General features: G+C 63.2%; 14 protein-coding genes. 7 read left to right on the top strand and 7 right to left on the bottom strand.

The window, feature by feature from the left end; translation table 11 throughout:
- Window positions 1–257: 257 nt before the first annotated feature.
- On the top strand, window positions 258–440 hold the full coding sequence (locus tag MHM88_RS07100) for a CTP synthetase (protein WP_239361751.1): 183 nt from the start codon (window positions 258–260) through the stop codon (window positions 438–440).
- 58 nt (window positions 441–498) lie between these two features.
- Here MHM88_RS07100 and MHM88_RS07095 read toward each other — a convergent pair whose 3' ends face one another.
- Window positions 499–636: an entericidin A/B family lipoprotein gene (locus tag MHM88_RS07095; protein WP_239320748.1), complete on the bottom strand. Its 138-nt coding sequence runs from the start codon at window positions 634–636 to the stop codon at window positions 499–501.
- Between the two features lie 318 nt (window positions 637–954).
- Between MHM88_RS07095 and MHM88_RS07090 the strand changes: the two genes are divergently transcribed.
- The 4 genes from MHM88_RS07090 (at window position 955) to MHM88_RS07075 (ending at window position 5,045) form a co-directional block, all read left to right on the top strand.
- Window positions 955–1,239 (top strand): conjugal transfer protein TraR, encoded by a 285-nt coding sequence (locus MHM88_RS07090; protein WP_239361749.1) that lies wholly within the window; start codon window positions 955–957, stop codon window positions 1,237–1,239.
- 270 nt (window positions 1,240–1,509) lie between these two features.
- The gene (locus MHM88_RS07085) at window positions 1,510–2,163 is read left to right on the top strand and encodes a protein-L-isoaspartate O-methyltransferase (protein ID WP_239361747.1); all 654 of its coding nucleotides are present in this window, start codon (window positions 1,510–1,512) and stop codon (window positions 2,161–2,163) included.
- A gap of 167 nt (window positions 2,164–2,330) precedes the next feature.
- On the top strand, window positions 2,331–3,752 hold the full coding sequence (locus tag MHM88_RS07080) for a TolC family outer membrane protein (protein WP_239320756.1): 1,422 nt from the start codon (window positions 2,331–2,333) through the stop codon (window positions 3,750–3,752).
- A 75-nt stretch (window positions 3,753–3,827) separates the two neighbouring features.
- Window positions 3,828–5,045, top strand: a complete 1,218-nt coding sequence (locus tag MHM88_RS07075) for a hypothetical protein (RefSeq protein ID WP_239361745.1) — start codon at window positions 3,828–3,830, stop codon at window positions 5,043–5,045.
- A 184-nt stretch (window positions 5,046–5,229) separates the two neighbouring features.
- Here MHM88_RS07075 and MHM88_RS07070 read toward each other — a convergent pair whose 3' ends face one another.
- Both MHM88_RS07070 and MHM88_RS07065 read right to left on the bottom strand, forming a co-directional pair.
- A complete protein-coding gene (locus tag MHM88_RS07070; protein WP_239361743.1) occupies window positions 5,230–6,696 on the bottom strand; it encodes a cobyric acid synthase in 1,467 nt (488 codons plus the stop codon).
- Between the two features lie 193 nt (window positions 6,697–6,889).
- Window positions 6,890–7,207 (bottom strand): DUF6280 family protein, encoded by a 318-nt coding sequence (locus MHM88_RS07065; RefSeq protein WP_011539313.1) that lies wholly within the window; start codon window positions 7,205–7,207, stop codon window positions 6,890–6,892.
- Between the two features lie 227 nt (window positions 7,208–7,434).
- Between MHM88_RS07065 and efp the strand changes: the two genes are divergently transcribed.
- Complete coding sequence (gene efp / locus MHM88_RS07060) at window positions 7,435–7,998, top strand: elongation factor P (RefSeq protein ID WP_239320765.1); 564 nt, start codon at window positions 7,435–7,437, stop codon at window positions 7,996–7,998.
- Between the two features lie 165 nt (window positions 7,999–8,163).
- Here efp and MHM88_RS07055 read toward each other — a convergent pair whose 3' ends face one another.
- From MHM88_RS07055 to MHM88_RS07045, 3 genes are all read right to left on the bottom strand, one after another.
- Window positions 8,164–8,331 (bottom strand): hypothetical protein, encoded by a 168-nt coding sequence (locus tag MHM88_RS07055; RefSeq protein WP_239361741.1) that lies wholly within the window; start codon window positions 8,329–8,331, stop codon window positions 8,164–8,166.
- A gap of 159 nt (window positions 8,332–8,490) precedes the next feature.
- Window positions 8,491–9,237: a folate-binding protein YgfZ gene (locus tag MHM88_RS07050; RefSeq protein ID WP_239361739.1), complete on the bottom strand. Its 747-nt coding sequence runs from the start codon at window positions 9,235–9,237 to the stop codon at window positions 8,491–8,493.
- 88 nt (window positions 9,238–9,325) lie between these two features.
- Window positions 9,326–11,185, bottom strand: a complete 1,860-nt coding sequence (locus MHM88_RS07045) for an ABC transporter ATP-binding protein (RefSeq protein ID WP_239361737.1) — start codon at window positions 11,183–11,185, stop codon at window positions 9,326–9,328.
- 271 nt (window positions 11,186–11,456) lie between these two features.
- Between MHM88_RS07045 and MHM88_RS07040 the strand changes: the two genes are divergently transcribed.
- Entirely contained in the window at window positions 11,457–12,674 is a 1,218-nt protein-coding gene (locus tag MHM88_RS07040; RefSeq protein ID WP_239361735.1) for an alanine--glyoxylate aminotransferase family protein, read from the top strand.
- A gap of 44 nt (window positions 12,675–12,718) precedes the next feature.
- Here the strand turns inward: MHM88_RS07040 and MHM88_RS07035 are convergent, their stop codons facing one another.
- The gene (locus MHM88_RS07035; RefSeq protein WP_239361733.1) at window positions 12,719–12,955 is read right to left on the bottom strand and encodes a hypothetical protein; all 237 of its coding nucleotides are present in this window, start codon (window positions 12,953–12,955) and stop codon (window positions 12,719–12,721) included.
- Window positions 12,956–13,076 lie beyond the last annotated feature (121 nt).

Genomic DNA, 13,076 nt, shown 5'->3' with positions numbered 1-13,076 from the left:
AGGCGGGGGCGGCGAAATCCGGGTCAGATCCCCCGCGTCGAAACGCCGCCCAGTGATCTTTTCCCTGCGATACGCTGGCGACAGCCTGTGCGGGAGTTCCTTTAGGCAGAGATATACGCAATATAAAATATTGGGAATTTTCGATTTCTGGAAACAGCAAAACCTATACTTTCGTATAGATGATCCATGTCAATTCACGGGCCGAAACCTTCTGTTATATTTCGCGCAAACGTCGACTTGTGACCAGGAGGGTAAACATGTTTCGCCTAGCGTTGATCTTGCACATCTTCATCGGCTCCACCCTTGCGGGCAGCGCGGTCATCGCAGCGCTGGTGCTGGGGCAGTCCTCGCTGTGGGGGATCCTGATTGCAGCGCTGGTGGGTTTTGTGGTCGCGATCCCGGTCAGCGCCTGGGTCGCCCGCAAGCTCTATGTCGGATGACGGGCCCGAGAGCGGGCGCTGAGGGGCGGGCGATACCGCGGGCGATCTGGCGCGCGACTCAGAGCGCGTCCTGCACGTTTCGTGCGGTGTTCGAGATGGCCTGTCCGGCCTTCTGCAGGTCGCGCCCGGCACCTTTGGTGGTTTCGCAGGCGGCGAGGCTGAGGATCAGGAGGCCAAAAAGCAGCGGGCGGATCATGGCGGCGTGTCTTTCTCATGAGTTTGGTTCAAATTCGGAACCTGTTCAGCATAGGGAAAATTCCCCGATCCCCGCGCAAATGGCAAGAGTGCGATTGGGGGCGTGCGCCGAGGCTCTTTTGCAGATGCAGAAACGATTTGGCGGTGCTTTATCGCGCAAAGGTTGTATTCTTGGCCTAGGCTGATCCCAGCGAGCACCCACCTGAAGATGTGCAATACGGGCGCAAATTCGCCCGGGGCAAGGCAGCAGCCAGGCAGAGACTTGAAGGTCACCGCGTGTGACACAGATCGGATCATACCTGTTTCGGGAGGTTACATCATGGATTTTTCGGCTCAGAAAGAGCGTCTTGAAACCCGGCTTAGCGCGTTGTCGGCAGGGATGCTGGCCGGGCAGGGGTTGTCGGCGCTGACACGGAACGCCAATACAGCCCGGGCCGCGCACAGTCGCGCGGGCAAGACCACCCAGATCACCGAGATCCTGACGGCGCTGGATCGGTTGAAGGCCGGCGAATATGGCTATTGCAGGATTTGCGGCGCTGATCTGACCCACGATCAATTGCGCCAGAATCCTGAGACCCCCTTTTGCGAGTCATGCTCTGCGTGAACTCTCCCAGACGCGGGGCCAGGCCGGGACGCACGTCTGGCCGGACGGAGAGAGGGCGCCGACATCTGTTGGGGCGGCGTCGCGTCAAATGACCGGGATGGTGTCCGGGAGCGGTCGCGCCATGCCGGTGCCGTTGCGGACTGCGTCCAGATAGGGAATGGCGAGGGCCGGGCAGGGGGCGATCCTTGCGATGCGGAAAAAGGGACCGTTGCCGCGACGCCGGCAATGTGGCAGAAGACCAGCAACCGGCTGACCACATGAGTTTTGCAGATGACAGATTTCTCCGCACTCCGCCGCATGATGGTGGACACGCAGATCCGCCCGTCGGACGTGACCAAATACCCGATCATCGAAGCCATGCTGGCTGTCCCGCGCGAGACCTTCGTGCCGGACGCCCAGACCGAGGTCGCCTATGCGGATCAGAACGTGCCGCTGGGCGCGCAGCGCGTGGTGCCGGAGCCGCGCACCCTGGCCAAGATGCTGGACGCGCTGGATGTGTGCGAGGATGAACTGGTGCTCGATGTCGGCTGTGGATTGGGATACTCGACCGCGGTTGTGGCCCGTCTGGCGCAGATGGTGATCGGCGTCGAAGAAGACGAGCAGCTGGCATCCGAGGCGCAGGACCTGTTGAGCGAGAGCAATGCCGACAATGCCATCGTGCATGAGGGCACGCTTGCCGCAGGTGCCGCAGAGCATGGCCCCTACGATGTGATCCTGATCCAGGGCGGTATCGAGGTGCTGCCCGCGGAGATCCTGGCGCAGCTCAAGGATGGCGGGCGTATTGCGGCCCTGTTCATGGATGGGGCCCTGGGCGAGGTCAAAATCGGCTACAAAAGCGATGATCGCGTCTCCTGGCGGTTCGAATTCAACGCTGGCGCGCCGGTACTGCCCGGCTTTGCCAAGGCGCCGGAGTTCGCGCTCTGATCCTCCGCCGTCTGTCTCGATCTTGACACGATCGCCGGAAATTCATGTTGCGCCTCTTCAACTTGTGGTGAGCCTCGCCTATGTTTCTGGTAAACTGACGCCTGCGTAAGTCGGGCGCAAATCGAGTGTAACGGGGTAGCCCCCAACAAGCGGATCGAGGCGACAGGATGCGAGGATTTTTCAACATACGGCGGGTCAGGGCTCTGGTCTCTGTCAGCGCCGTTGCAACGGCTGCGGCCTTGGTGCCGCAGGCGCGTGCGGACAATCTCACCGATGCAATGATCGGCGCCTATACCAGCAGCGGCTTGCTGGAACAGAACCGTGCATTGCTGCGCGTTGCGGACGAAGGCGTTGCCGCATCGGTATCGGGCTTGCGTCCGGTGATTTCCACCGCTCTGAACATCGCACGGGATTACAACCGCACCGGGCTTGGCGCCGCGGGCGCGCGGTCGAGCCACAGCACCGGCGCGTCCGTCAGTGTCAGCCTCAACTGGCTGTTGTTTGACAATGGCGCAACCCGTCTGGACACCGCCGCCGCACAGGAAACGGTTCTGGCCACGCGCCAGACCCTGGTGGATGTGGAGCAGCAGGTGCTGTTCGCGGCGGTGCAGGCCTATGTCAACGTGTTGACGCAACAGGATATCGTCGCGCTGCGCCGCAACAACCTGCGCCTGTTGCAGGAAGAATTGCGCGCCGCCAATGATCGGTTCGAGGTCGGCGAGGTGACCCGCACGGATGTGGCACTGGCGGAAAGCCAGGTCGCCGAGGCGCGCGCCAATCTGACCGACGCCCGGGGCGCTTTGCTGACCGCGCGAGCCACATACGAGGAGGTCGTGGGACGTGCCCCGGGCACCGTCTCCACCTACCCACCGCTGCCGCGTCGGGCGAACAGCCTGGACGCGGCCCAAGCGCTGGCGCTGCGCAATCACCCCAGCCTGCGGTCGCAGCAGCACGCGGTGAAGGCGGCTCAGCTGACGGCGGACAGCTCTCTGCGCGACATGGGGCCGAGCCTCAACTTCAGCGCCACCGCCTCGCATGGCGAGTTGCACAGCACCGACAACAGCTCTGACAATTTTGACTTGGGGCTGTCGTTGTCGCAGACCATCTATGCCGGCGGCGCGCTGGCATCGGCCCGTCGGGCGGATCTGGCGCGGCTGGATGCGGAGCGCGGCGCGCTGTTGTCGACGCAGCGCAGCATCACGTCGAACGCCGCCAGCGCCTATACCTCGTTTGAGACCGCAGCGGCCAGCCTGGTGTCCTCGACCGAGCGGGTGCGGGCGGCGCAGGTCGCCTTTGACGGGATTCGCGAGGAGGCAACACTGGGGTCGCGGACAACGCTGGATGTCTTGCAGGCCGAGCAGGAGCTTCTGGATGCGCAGACCGCACGTCTGCAAGCCCGGGCCACCCAGGCTCTGGCCGCATATGACCTCCTTCAGGCCCAGGGGTTGCTGACGGCGGAGAACCTCAACCTCGCGGTGGAGCGCTATGATCCCGAGATCTATCACAATCAGGTGCGATCTGCGCCGGCCTTTGTGACCAAGCGGGGGCAGGATCTGGATCGCGTGCTCAAGGCTCTGAGAAAGAACTGAGAATCCGAGGTTGCTGTTGTGTGATGCGGGCAAGCTGGCTAGACTTGTCTCAAGAGGTGAGCTTGGCCAACAAAAATGTCTGAACCCGTTACGCACGCTGAAATCGAAGATGTCCTGTCCTCCATCCGCCGTCTGGTTCGCGAAACCGGGCGGAACGAGGGCGGTTCCGGCGGTGAGTCCGCCGCTGCGGCAGTTGCAACCGGGCCGGCGGAGCCTGCAAGCCGGCCTGCAACACGTCTGGTTCTGACACCCGCCCTGCGGGTGCCGGACGATGAAATCAGCCGCGCCGACACTGTTTCTCCCGATCCCGAACCCAAACATGCCGCGCCCGAGACCCATGCCGCGCCCGAGGCCGAGCGCACGCCCGACGGGGCAAAGGCGCATGAAGCGCCTGGCAATGTGTCCCGGGTGCTGGCCGATCAGCTGTCGGCCGGACCGAATGCGGATGGGGCCTCGGATCGTCAGGCGGAGGAGAGCGGCGCAGAGGCTGCGGAATACGCCGAAGAAGCGCCTTTTGTGGCCGTGGAGGACGATGAGGCGGCGGATCTCGGCACTCCGAACGGCACAACAGCTTCGTTGCACATGACCCATCACGCGGAGCTGCGCGAGACGCAGGCCGCGCCTGCGGAAGCGCGTGACGCCGGTGGCGCGATCGATGCGGTGACAGATCCGTCGGCAGAGGAGATCGCTCCGGAACCGGACGCTGAATCCGAACCGGAGCAGGCACCGTGGCGCGACCCGAACGCCAAGTTGTTTGACGTGGTGAGCGAGCAGGCGTTGCGCAGCGAAACCAGCGCCCCGGCACTGGACAGCGTCACCTCCCAGCCGCCGCGCGAGCAGAGCGCCCGGGTGGCCGCAGTGGTCCGCCGGATTGCCGAACTCGAAACCGCGGGGCAGGGCGCCGGAGAGGCGCCCGCCAGCCGCAACGGCGTGCCTGTGCCGGACCTGAACGAGGATGAGATTGAGGCCGTGCCCGCAAGCGGCCCGTCGGTGGAAACCATTCAGTGGGAAGATCACCTGGACGCAGCCCCTGCGCGCCCGTCGTTCTCTTCCAGCCGCGAGGCCACCGAAGATACCGCGCGCAGGCTGACGCAGGATGCCGCCGAGGAAACCGCAATGGCGGCGGTGTCGGCAAGCGAAGAGTTTCTCGACGAGGAAAGCCTGCGTGAGCTTGTGTCCGATATCGTGCGCGAAGAGCTGCAGGGAGCGTTGGGGGAGCGGATCACCCGCAACGTGCGCAAACTGGTGCGCCGCGAGATCCAGCGCGCCCTGGCGTCACAAGAGTTGCTCTGAGGCACCTTGCCTGGCTGCTTGTCGCCGGGCATCAGGACGCTGACGGAGTGCGGGGCCGGGGGCGCTCCCGCCCATCCATCATGTTTTCTGCGAAAACCCGCCGTCTGGTTGGGCCGGGCAGCGGGCTGGCGCCCGCTGCGGGCGCGCCTTGGTGCAGACGCAGTGGTAAACGCAGGCAGGGTGCTTAGAGCGCGCGGGCGGGGATCGGTTCCGCGAGGTCCAGCAGGTGGTCGATATCCATGTAGCGCTCCAGATGGGCGGCCAGCGCATCCAGTGTGGCTTCCACACCTGCGTCATAGCCAATGTCGGACTGGTGGCCTAGGTCAGCCAAGAAGCGGGCGCGAAACGCATCCGAGGTGAACAGCCCGTGCAGGTAGGAGCCGCGCACGCGGCCATCTGCGGAGGTTGCACCCTCCGCGCGCCCCTCCAGCGTCAGCCAGGCGCGGGCGCAATCTGGACCGGTGGTGCGGCCCATGTGGATTTCATAGCCAGACACGGGCAGATCGCCCGCAAGCGTGCGCGCGTCGCTCAGGGTGACGCGTTTGTCGCCCGCCATCACCGTATGCACATCCAAGAGGCCCAGCCCCGCGACCTTGCCCGGCTGCCCATCGACGCCGTCGGGGTCGTCGATGGTCTGGCCGAGCATCTGGTAGCCGCCGCACAGCCCCAGCACATGGCCGCCGCGCCGGTGATGGGCGAGGATGTCGATGTCCCAGCCCTGTGCGCGCAGGTACGCCAGATCACCGATGGTGGATTTGGAGCCAGGGATCAGCACCAGATCCGCATCGCCGGGCAGGGCGCGGCCGGGGGGGATGATCTCAACGGTGACGGAGGGCTCAGCGGCGAGCGGGTCGAGGTCGTCGAAATTCGCCATCCGCTCCAGTTGCGGCACCACCACTTTGCAGGCTCCGCCCGCGTGTGAGGTGATGTCCATCATATCCTCGGCCGGCAGTTTCCACGCATCCCAAAACCACGGCACCACGCCCACCGAGGGCCAGCCGGTCCAGCGCGCAATGTCATCGCGCCCGCCATCAAAGAGGCTGAGGTCGCCGCGAAAGCGATTGACCGCGAAGGCTTTGATACGGGCGCGGTCGTTTGGCTCCAGCACCGTATGGGTGCCGACGATCTGCGCGATCACGCCGCCACGGTGAATATCACCCACCAACACCACCGGCACGCCTGCGGCCTCGGCAAAGCCCATATTGGCGATGTCCCCCTGGCGCAGATTGGTTTCTGCTGGGGAGCCTGCGCCCTCAATGAGGATAATGTCATGCTGGGCGGCGAGGCGGTGAAAGCTCTCCAGTGCGGCCTCCAGCAGGCCCGCCTTGTCGCGCATAAACGACCCCGCCGCGCGGGTGCCGCGCCGTTTGCCTTGCACGATCACCTGTGCGCCCGTGTCGGTTTCAGGCTTCAAGAGCACCGGGTTCATATCTGTATGTGGCGCGAGTCCCGCCGCGCGGGCCTGTAGTGCCTGCGCCCGGCCAATCTCACCCCCGTCAGCGGTCACGGCGGCGTTGTTGGACATATTCTGCGGCTTGAACGGCGCAACTGAGAGCCCGCGCAGGCGCAAGGCGCGCGCCAACCCCGCCACCAGCATGGATTTCCCGACATTGCTGCCGGTGCCTTGGATCATGAGGGCCTTGGTGGTCATTTGGGTGTCTTTTTGCTGTCCATCTGTGGCGAGGGTTGCAATGCCAGAGGCCAAAGGTCAATCGCGCAGGTTGGCACGGGGAGTTCTGTCAGTGCTGTTGGCGCAGGGCGTCTGCAAAAGCAAATCCCCAAAAAGAAAAACGCGCCCCCCAGGGACGCGCTTTTCGTTCAAGCATGGCAGCTTATTCCAGCGTTCAGGCCGCTTCGGCCTGCGCTGCGTTTCGACGTTCACTCTCTTCGCGCGACAGCGCGACAGAGGTCCGTACACCGCGACCAACGAATTCCATCAGGCCTTCGACCACACGTTCGTTGGGGTCGATACCTGCGCAGGTCAATACTTCGCGCCCATCGCGCGATCGTGCCCAGCGGGCGATCTGCTCGGGACCGTTGCCGTATTTCTTGTCGTCGGCAATGGCATCATCCAGCGCAGCCAGCACAACCGCCGCAAACAGTTTGCGTGCCCGGTTGCCCTGTTCGTTATTGTATGCGGTGCCGTCAACGAAATCTCGCATCTCGTTTCCTTTGTTGTTCTTGCTATTGCATTTTCGGCGTGACGCTCCTTATGGCGGAATTGTGACGATTCGGGTACCCCAAAGATGCATATCTTTTATGCATCATGTGCATGCCTATTTCGCGGTCACGCCTGCCCTGAAACACGACATATCGTCATCTTGTCAGCCTTCCACCTGCCGGATATAGGGGTGTCCAAGCTGTCATCAACCACCTGAAAGAGTTTTCCATGCCCAAGATCAACGGCAATGAAATCCGCCCCGGCAACGTTCTGGAGCATAACGGCGGCCTCTGGGCTGCGGTCAAAGTCGATCACGTGAAACCGGGCAAGGGCGGCGCGTTTGCTCAGGTCGAGCTGCGCAACCTGCGCAACGGCTCCAAACTGAACGAGCGGTTCCGGTCTGCCGACAAGGTCGAGCGTGTGCGTCTGGAGCAAAAGGACCAGCAGTTCCTCTATGAGACAGACGGGATGCTGGTGTTCATGGACACCGAAACCTACGAGCAGATCGAACTGCCGGCAGAGCTGTTGGGCGATCGCCGCCCGTTCCTGCAGGACGGTATGACCATCGTGGTGGAGTTCTACGACTCCGAGGCGCTGAACGCGACCGTGCCGCAGAAAGTGACCTGCAAGATTGTCGAGACCGAGCCAGTGGTCAAAGGCCAGACGGCTGCGAACTCCTTCAAGCCGGCAATCCTTGATAACGGCGTCAAGGTCATGGTGCCGCCCTTTGTGGGCCAGGACGAGATGATCGTCGTCAACACCGAGACCATGGAATATTCCGAACGCGCCTGAACCGCGCGGAGTTCTATTGCAAAGCCTCGGTCCTGCATCCTGCGGGGCCGGGGCTTTTTTCTGCGCACTGAGGGGCAGGTCCGCGCCGCGCAGCGGCGCCGGGCCCAACGGGGGAGGGGGCATTTCAATGCGCCCGAGACGGGCGGGAGCGCCCCCGGATCTGGATCAGCGCGGGATCTCCATGGAATGGCCGCAGCGGTCCATCATCTTGCCACAGGCGGCGGTGACCCCGGTCATCGAGGCCACATCGGTCTGGGTGCTGGCGCGACAGGCGTCCAAGGCGCGCAGCTCCAAATGAGAGGCCGCTTGCATCCACAGCAGCGCGTTTTTCACATCCTGCCAGCGCGGCGTGTCATCCCATGTCCCATGTTGTCTGCCCGGCCCTGTTCCTGGCCCGGTGCGCGAACCTATTCGCGGGTCTGAACGCGCGCCAGTCTTGCGCGTCGACAGCCAGTGCGCGCAAGGGTAACGGCCAAGGGGTAAACAATTGCCTCAGTCTGCGGGGGCCTCCGGCCAGCGCAGCACAGTGCCCTCGGCCTCCAGCGCGCCCTTGGCACGATCAAAGCGCAGATAGGCAATCGCCTTGCCGCCGGATTGGGTCAGGACCTGACCCACCGGTTTGCCCGCTGCGGTGATCTGCGCGCCCACCGGAACTACGCCGTCGATCTCAACCTGTGCCAGACCTTTGCGCAGCTCGGTCTTGTGTTTCATACGGGCGGTGACCTCCTGGCCGACATAGCATCCCTTGCGGAAATCAACGCCGTTGAGGCGTTCAAAGCCCACTTCAAGGATATAGCTGTCGGGCGTCAGTTCAATGCCGGTTTCAGGGATCACATGCGCCACCCGGATTGCATCCCAGTCGCTGCCGTCATCGCCCGTGGCATCGCCATAAAGACGCCAGCCGAGGGCCGGGTGGCGCGGGTCCGTCAGGGCGCCTTCGGGGGCCTCCCCAGTGCCGCGCTGCACCTTCAGCTCGGTCTCGTCTATGGTGACATTGGCGCGCAGCTTGTACATCTTGAGCCGCTTCAGAAGATCATCTGCCAGATCATCGGCCACATCCAGCAGCACCGCCTCGCCTTCGGGGACGAGAAAGAAATCCGCGAGGTATTTGCCCTGGGGGGTCAGGATCGCCGTATAAACCAGCCCTTCGGAGAGGCGGTCAACGTCACTGGTGACCAATCCTTGCAAGAAGCTGTGCGTGTCCGGTCCATGCAGGCGAAAGATGCGGCGGTCGGCCATGTACGTCTCCCATTGGGCTGTTTGCGCGGTCTGCAAAAGATGTGACCCCGAACGCGCCGGAGTTCAAGCGGGTCTGGCTCGCCGTGGGTCAGCCGAACAGACGACGGGCAAATCGGCGCAGCAGGCCTGCACGCTCTCCCTCGTTGCGATTGGCGTTGCGGGACAGCTGTGCGGTGACCCCATCGGTATCGATCACCGTTTTACCGTCCTGGAATTGCAGGCGATAGAGATCGGCATAGATGCCGCCCCGTGCGAGCAGATCCTCGTGTCGGCCCTCGTCCATGACGCGGCCGCGTTCCATCACCACGATCTTGTCGGCCGAGCGAATGGTCGAAAGTCGGTGTGCGATCACGATCGTGGTGCGCCCGCCAGAGAGCTTCTCCAGCGCCTTTTGCACCACTTTCTCGGACTGGGCATCGAGCGCCGATGTCGCCTCATCCAAGAGCAGCAGCGGTGTGTCGCGCAGCAATGCGCGTGCAATCACCACACGTTGGCGCTGCCCGCCCGACAGCGCAGAACCACGCGGTCCGACCCGGGTTTCCAGCCCATCCGGCAGTTTGTGCAGGAAATCCGAAACATGGGCGGCGTCCAGCACCTCTGAGAGGCGTTCGTCACTGACGTCGGTGCGCCCCAGCAGGATGTTTTCCTTGAGCGTTTCATCAAACAGCAGCGCATCCTGCGTCACCACGGAGAACAGATCCCGCAGATCGCCAAGATCGAGATCGCGCACCTCGGTTCCGTCAAGCGTGACAGAGCCATCCTGCGGATCAACCAGACGTGTCAGGATGTTGAAAATCGTGGATTTCCCCGCCCCCGATGCGCCCACCAATGCGGTGGTCTTGCCGGCCTCGGCTACCAGTGACAGATCGCGCAGGATATGCGCCTCGCCATAATAGAGGTTCACATTGTCGAGGCGAATTTCAGGCAGGCCCTTGGGCGCAGGTTTGGGCTCTTCCGGCGACACCAGCGTGATCGGGGCATCCATCAGCTCTTTGATGCGCTCCATCGCGGCGGCGGCCCCCTGCCAGATGCCCATAATGGCGGCGAGGCGGCGCATCGGGTCAAAGGCGAGGCCAATGGCAGTGAAAAAGCTCATGAACTCGCCGACGGTCTTGTCGCCATCAATGATCTCGCGCCCGCCAAACAGGATCACACACATCACCCCAAGCCCGGCCATCATATCAACCATGCCGGTGGTGGAGGACGCGCCGAGCGCGGCTTTGATCTGAGCGCGGACAAAGGCGGCGGTCGCGGTGCGGTAGCGGCCGCTTTGATAGTCTTCCAGCCGGTTCAGCTTGATCGGGACGATGCCGTGGAACACCTCGTCAAGACGGGTGGCCTGCACCGCGCCAAGGTCACGGGCCATGCTGGCTTTTTTGCGCACGTAGCGCTGCACGATCGACAGCGGCAGCACCAGCAGCGGCACGCCGATCAGCATGATCAGCGTCCAGCGCCAATCGACGCTGATGGCAACCCCCAGTACGGCAATCAACTGGGCCACGTCACGCCCCGACCCGGTGATGATCGCCTGCCAGACCTGGTTGATCGCCGCCACATCTGATTGCACCCGTTGGATCAGAAAACCGGGCGGGTGGTTCTGGTGGAAACTGGCGTCCTGATGGATCAGCCGGTCCAGCATATCGGTGCGCATATGCGCCTCGGACCGCTGGTTAATCGTCGCGAGGATCACCTTCTGCGTCACCGAGCTGAACCCGCGCAGCAGAAAGATGCAGAAAAAGGCGATACTGACCCAGACAAGGGCATTCTCGCTGCCATCCACAAAGACCAGGTCGAACATCGGCTGCATCATGTAGCTGAGCCCCCCGACAGAGGCCCCTTCGAGCAGCATGAAGAACACGGCAATGGCAAGCAGGCCAACGTGGTGGCGCAGGTATCCGCGCCAGAGCCAACGCAGCAATTCGCGCGAGGACATGTATTGAGTGCTCATTCCAGACGTTTCCCTGCTCGATATGCCCGATGTGCCAGGTGCTGTCGCCACCTGCCTCTGGTTTTGGACTGATCGCAAATTTTGCGACAAGCCCCGCCATTTAAGCAGCTCAGGATCAGGGTGCAAGCCACCTGCCGGTACGGGGCATCGCAGTGGCAAGACCGCGATTGACCTCGCAGAAAGCCGCGCTAGGCTGCGGCCAGTTTGCAATAAAGCGGCACGGCCTGGCTTCAGTACAGGTCCGTACCAGCCCCCAGCAGGACATTTGAATATGCGCGATTCTGTGAAACTCTCCTCCGGTCGGTCCTATCTGGCGATCCCGGGGCCTTCGGTGATGCCGGACCAGGTGTTGCAGGCGATGCATCGCGCCTCTCCCAATATCTACGCCGGTGAATTGGTCGAGATGACCGACACGCTGCCCCCCGATCTGCGCAAAGTGGTCCGCACCGAGCATCATGTGGCGATCTATATCGCCAACGGCCACGGCGCGTGGGAGGCGGCGCTGTCAAACACCTTGCAGGAGGGCGACAAGGTTCTGGTGCCGGCCTCCGGGCGGTTTGCCTATGGCTGGAGCGAGATGGCCGAAGCGATTGGCTTGCAGATCGAGGTGATGGATTTCGGCATGCAGGCCGCCTTTGATCTGGCGCGCGTGGCGGAGCGGCTGGCCGCAGATACGGCGCATGAGATCAAGGCGGTGCTGGGTGTTCATACCGATACCTCCACGTCGATCCGAAATGATATCAAGGGCTTGCGCGGGGCGCTGGACGCGGCGAACCACCCGGCGTTGTTGATGGCCGATTGCATTGCCTCACTCGGGTGCGACCGGTTCGAGATGGACGCCTGGGGCGTTGATGTGATGGTCACCGGCAGCCAGAAGGGGCTGATGGTGCCTGCGGGGATGTCGTTTGTGTTCTTTAACGACAAGGCCGCAGAGGCCCGCGCGCGTCTGCCTCGGGTCAGCCGCTACTGGGATTGGTCGCCGCGCGCCAACCCGGAATATTTCTATCAGTTCTTTGGCGGCACCGCGCCGACGCATCATCTATATGGTCTGCGCGCGGCATTGGATTTGATCCACGCAGAGGGGATCGAGCAGATCTGGGATCGTCATGAGACCTTGGCGCGGGCGATCTGGGCGGCCTGCGACCGCTGGAGCGAAGGCGGCGCGCTGGCGATGAATGTGGCAGATCCTGCGCTGCGCTCCCATGCGGTGACGGCGCTCAGGCTGCCCTCACCACGGGCCACGGATCTGCGGATGTGGCTGGAGGAGAACCTTGGCCTGACGCTGGGCATCGGGCTTGGGATGGCGCCGCCCGATAGCGCGGAGTGGCACGGGTTTTTCCGTCTCGGCCATATGGGGCACGTCAACGGCCATATGATTATGGGGCTGTTGGGCGGCATCGAAACGGGTCTGAGTGCGCTGGATATCCCGCATGGCTCTGGCGCGCTGGAGGCGGCGGCTCAGGTGCTCGCCGGATCACAGGCAGGCTGAGATCACATGGCGGGGCGGGCCGCTTAGGTCCGCCTCTCGCGGGGTCAGATGCGCCGGTTGAGGGAATGCGTGCCTCGGGTGTCGGCGCGTTGCTCGGCACGGATCATGCGCACCTCAAGCCGGTTGATCATGTGGTTCATCGCAACCGCCAGCAACAGCACCGGCACCATTCCATAAAGAAGCCAGAGCGCAATGAAGATCCACAGCAGGTTCACGGCCAGAAAACTGAGCGTGGTGGACAGAAGATCCGTGCTGTCATGGTGCATATCTTGGTGTTTCATGATTACCCCTCCAGGCAGGCACTGTCCGAGCAGCCTAGCCCTAAAGGGGTAAACCCCGGGTAAAGCGCCCGCACCGACGGGAGGTTTTACCGGTTCGCTTGCGCTATGCGCGACCGCGCCG

It is taken from the genome of Epibacterium sp. MM17-32 (assembly GCF_022348205.1).
GTDB lineage: Bacteria > Pseudomonadota > Alphaproteobacteria > Rhodobacterales > Rhodobacteraceae > Epibacterium.
Note: the sequence above shows the minus strand (reverse complement) of the source record. Positions and strands in the feature narration are given on the sequence as shown.

Excerpts from the sequence above, each read along its gene's own strand:
- MHM88_RS07100 (WP_239361751.1), top strand. The coding sequence starts at position 258 with ATGTTTCGCCTAGCGTTGATCTTGCACATCTTCATCGGCTCCACCCTT.
- MHM88_RS07095 (WP_239320748.1), bottom strand. The coding sequence starts at position 636 with ATGATCCGCCCGCTGCTTTTTGGCCTCCTGATCCTCAGCCTCGCCGCC.
- MHM88_RS07090 (WP_239361749.1), top strand. The coding sequence starts at position 955 with ATGGATTTTTCGGCTCAGAAAGAGCGTCTTGAAACCCGGCTTAGCGCG.
- MHM88_RS07085 (WP_239361747.1), top strand. The coding sequence starts at position 1,510 with ATGACAGATTTCTCCGCACTCCGCCGCATGATGGTGGACACGCAGATC.
- MHM88_RS07080 (WP_239320756.1), top strand. The coding sequence starts at position 2,331 with ATGCGAGGATTTTTCAACATACGGCGGGTCAGGGCTCTGGTCTCTGTC.
- MHM88_RS07075 (WP_239361745.1), top strand. The coding sequence starts at position 3,828 with ATGTCTGAACCCGTTACGCACGCTGAAATCGAAGATGTCCTGTCCTCC.
- MHM88_RS07070 (WP_239361743.1), bottom strand. The coding sequence starts at position 6,696 with ATGACCACCAAGGCCCTCATGATCCAAGGCACCGGCAGCAATGTCGGG.
- MHM88_RS07065 (WP_011539313.1), bottom strand. The coding sequence starts at position 7,207 with ATGCGAGATTTCGTTGACGGCACCGCATACAATAACGAACAGGGCAAC.
- efp (WP_239320765.1), top strand. The coding sequence starts at position 7,435 with ATGCCCAAGATCAACGGCAATGAAATCCGCCCCGGCAACGTTCTGGAG.
- MHM88_RS07050 (WP_239361739.1), bottom strand. The coding sequence starts at position 9,237 with ATGGCCGACCGCCGCATCTTTCGCCTGCATGGACCGGACACGCACAGC.
- MHM88_RS07045 (WP_239361737.1), bottom strand. The coding sequence starts at position 11,185 with ATGAGCACTCAATACATGTCCTCGCGCGAATTGCTGCGTTGGCTCTGG.
- MHM88_RS07040 (WP_239361735.1), top strand. The coding sequence starts at position 11,457 with ATGCGCGATTCTGTGAAACTCTCCTCCGGTCGGTCCTATCTGGCGATC.
- MHM88_RS07035 (WP_239361733.1), bottom strand. The coding sequence starts at position 12,955 with ATGAAACACCAAGATATGCACCATGACAGCACGGATCTTCTGTCCACC.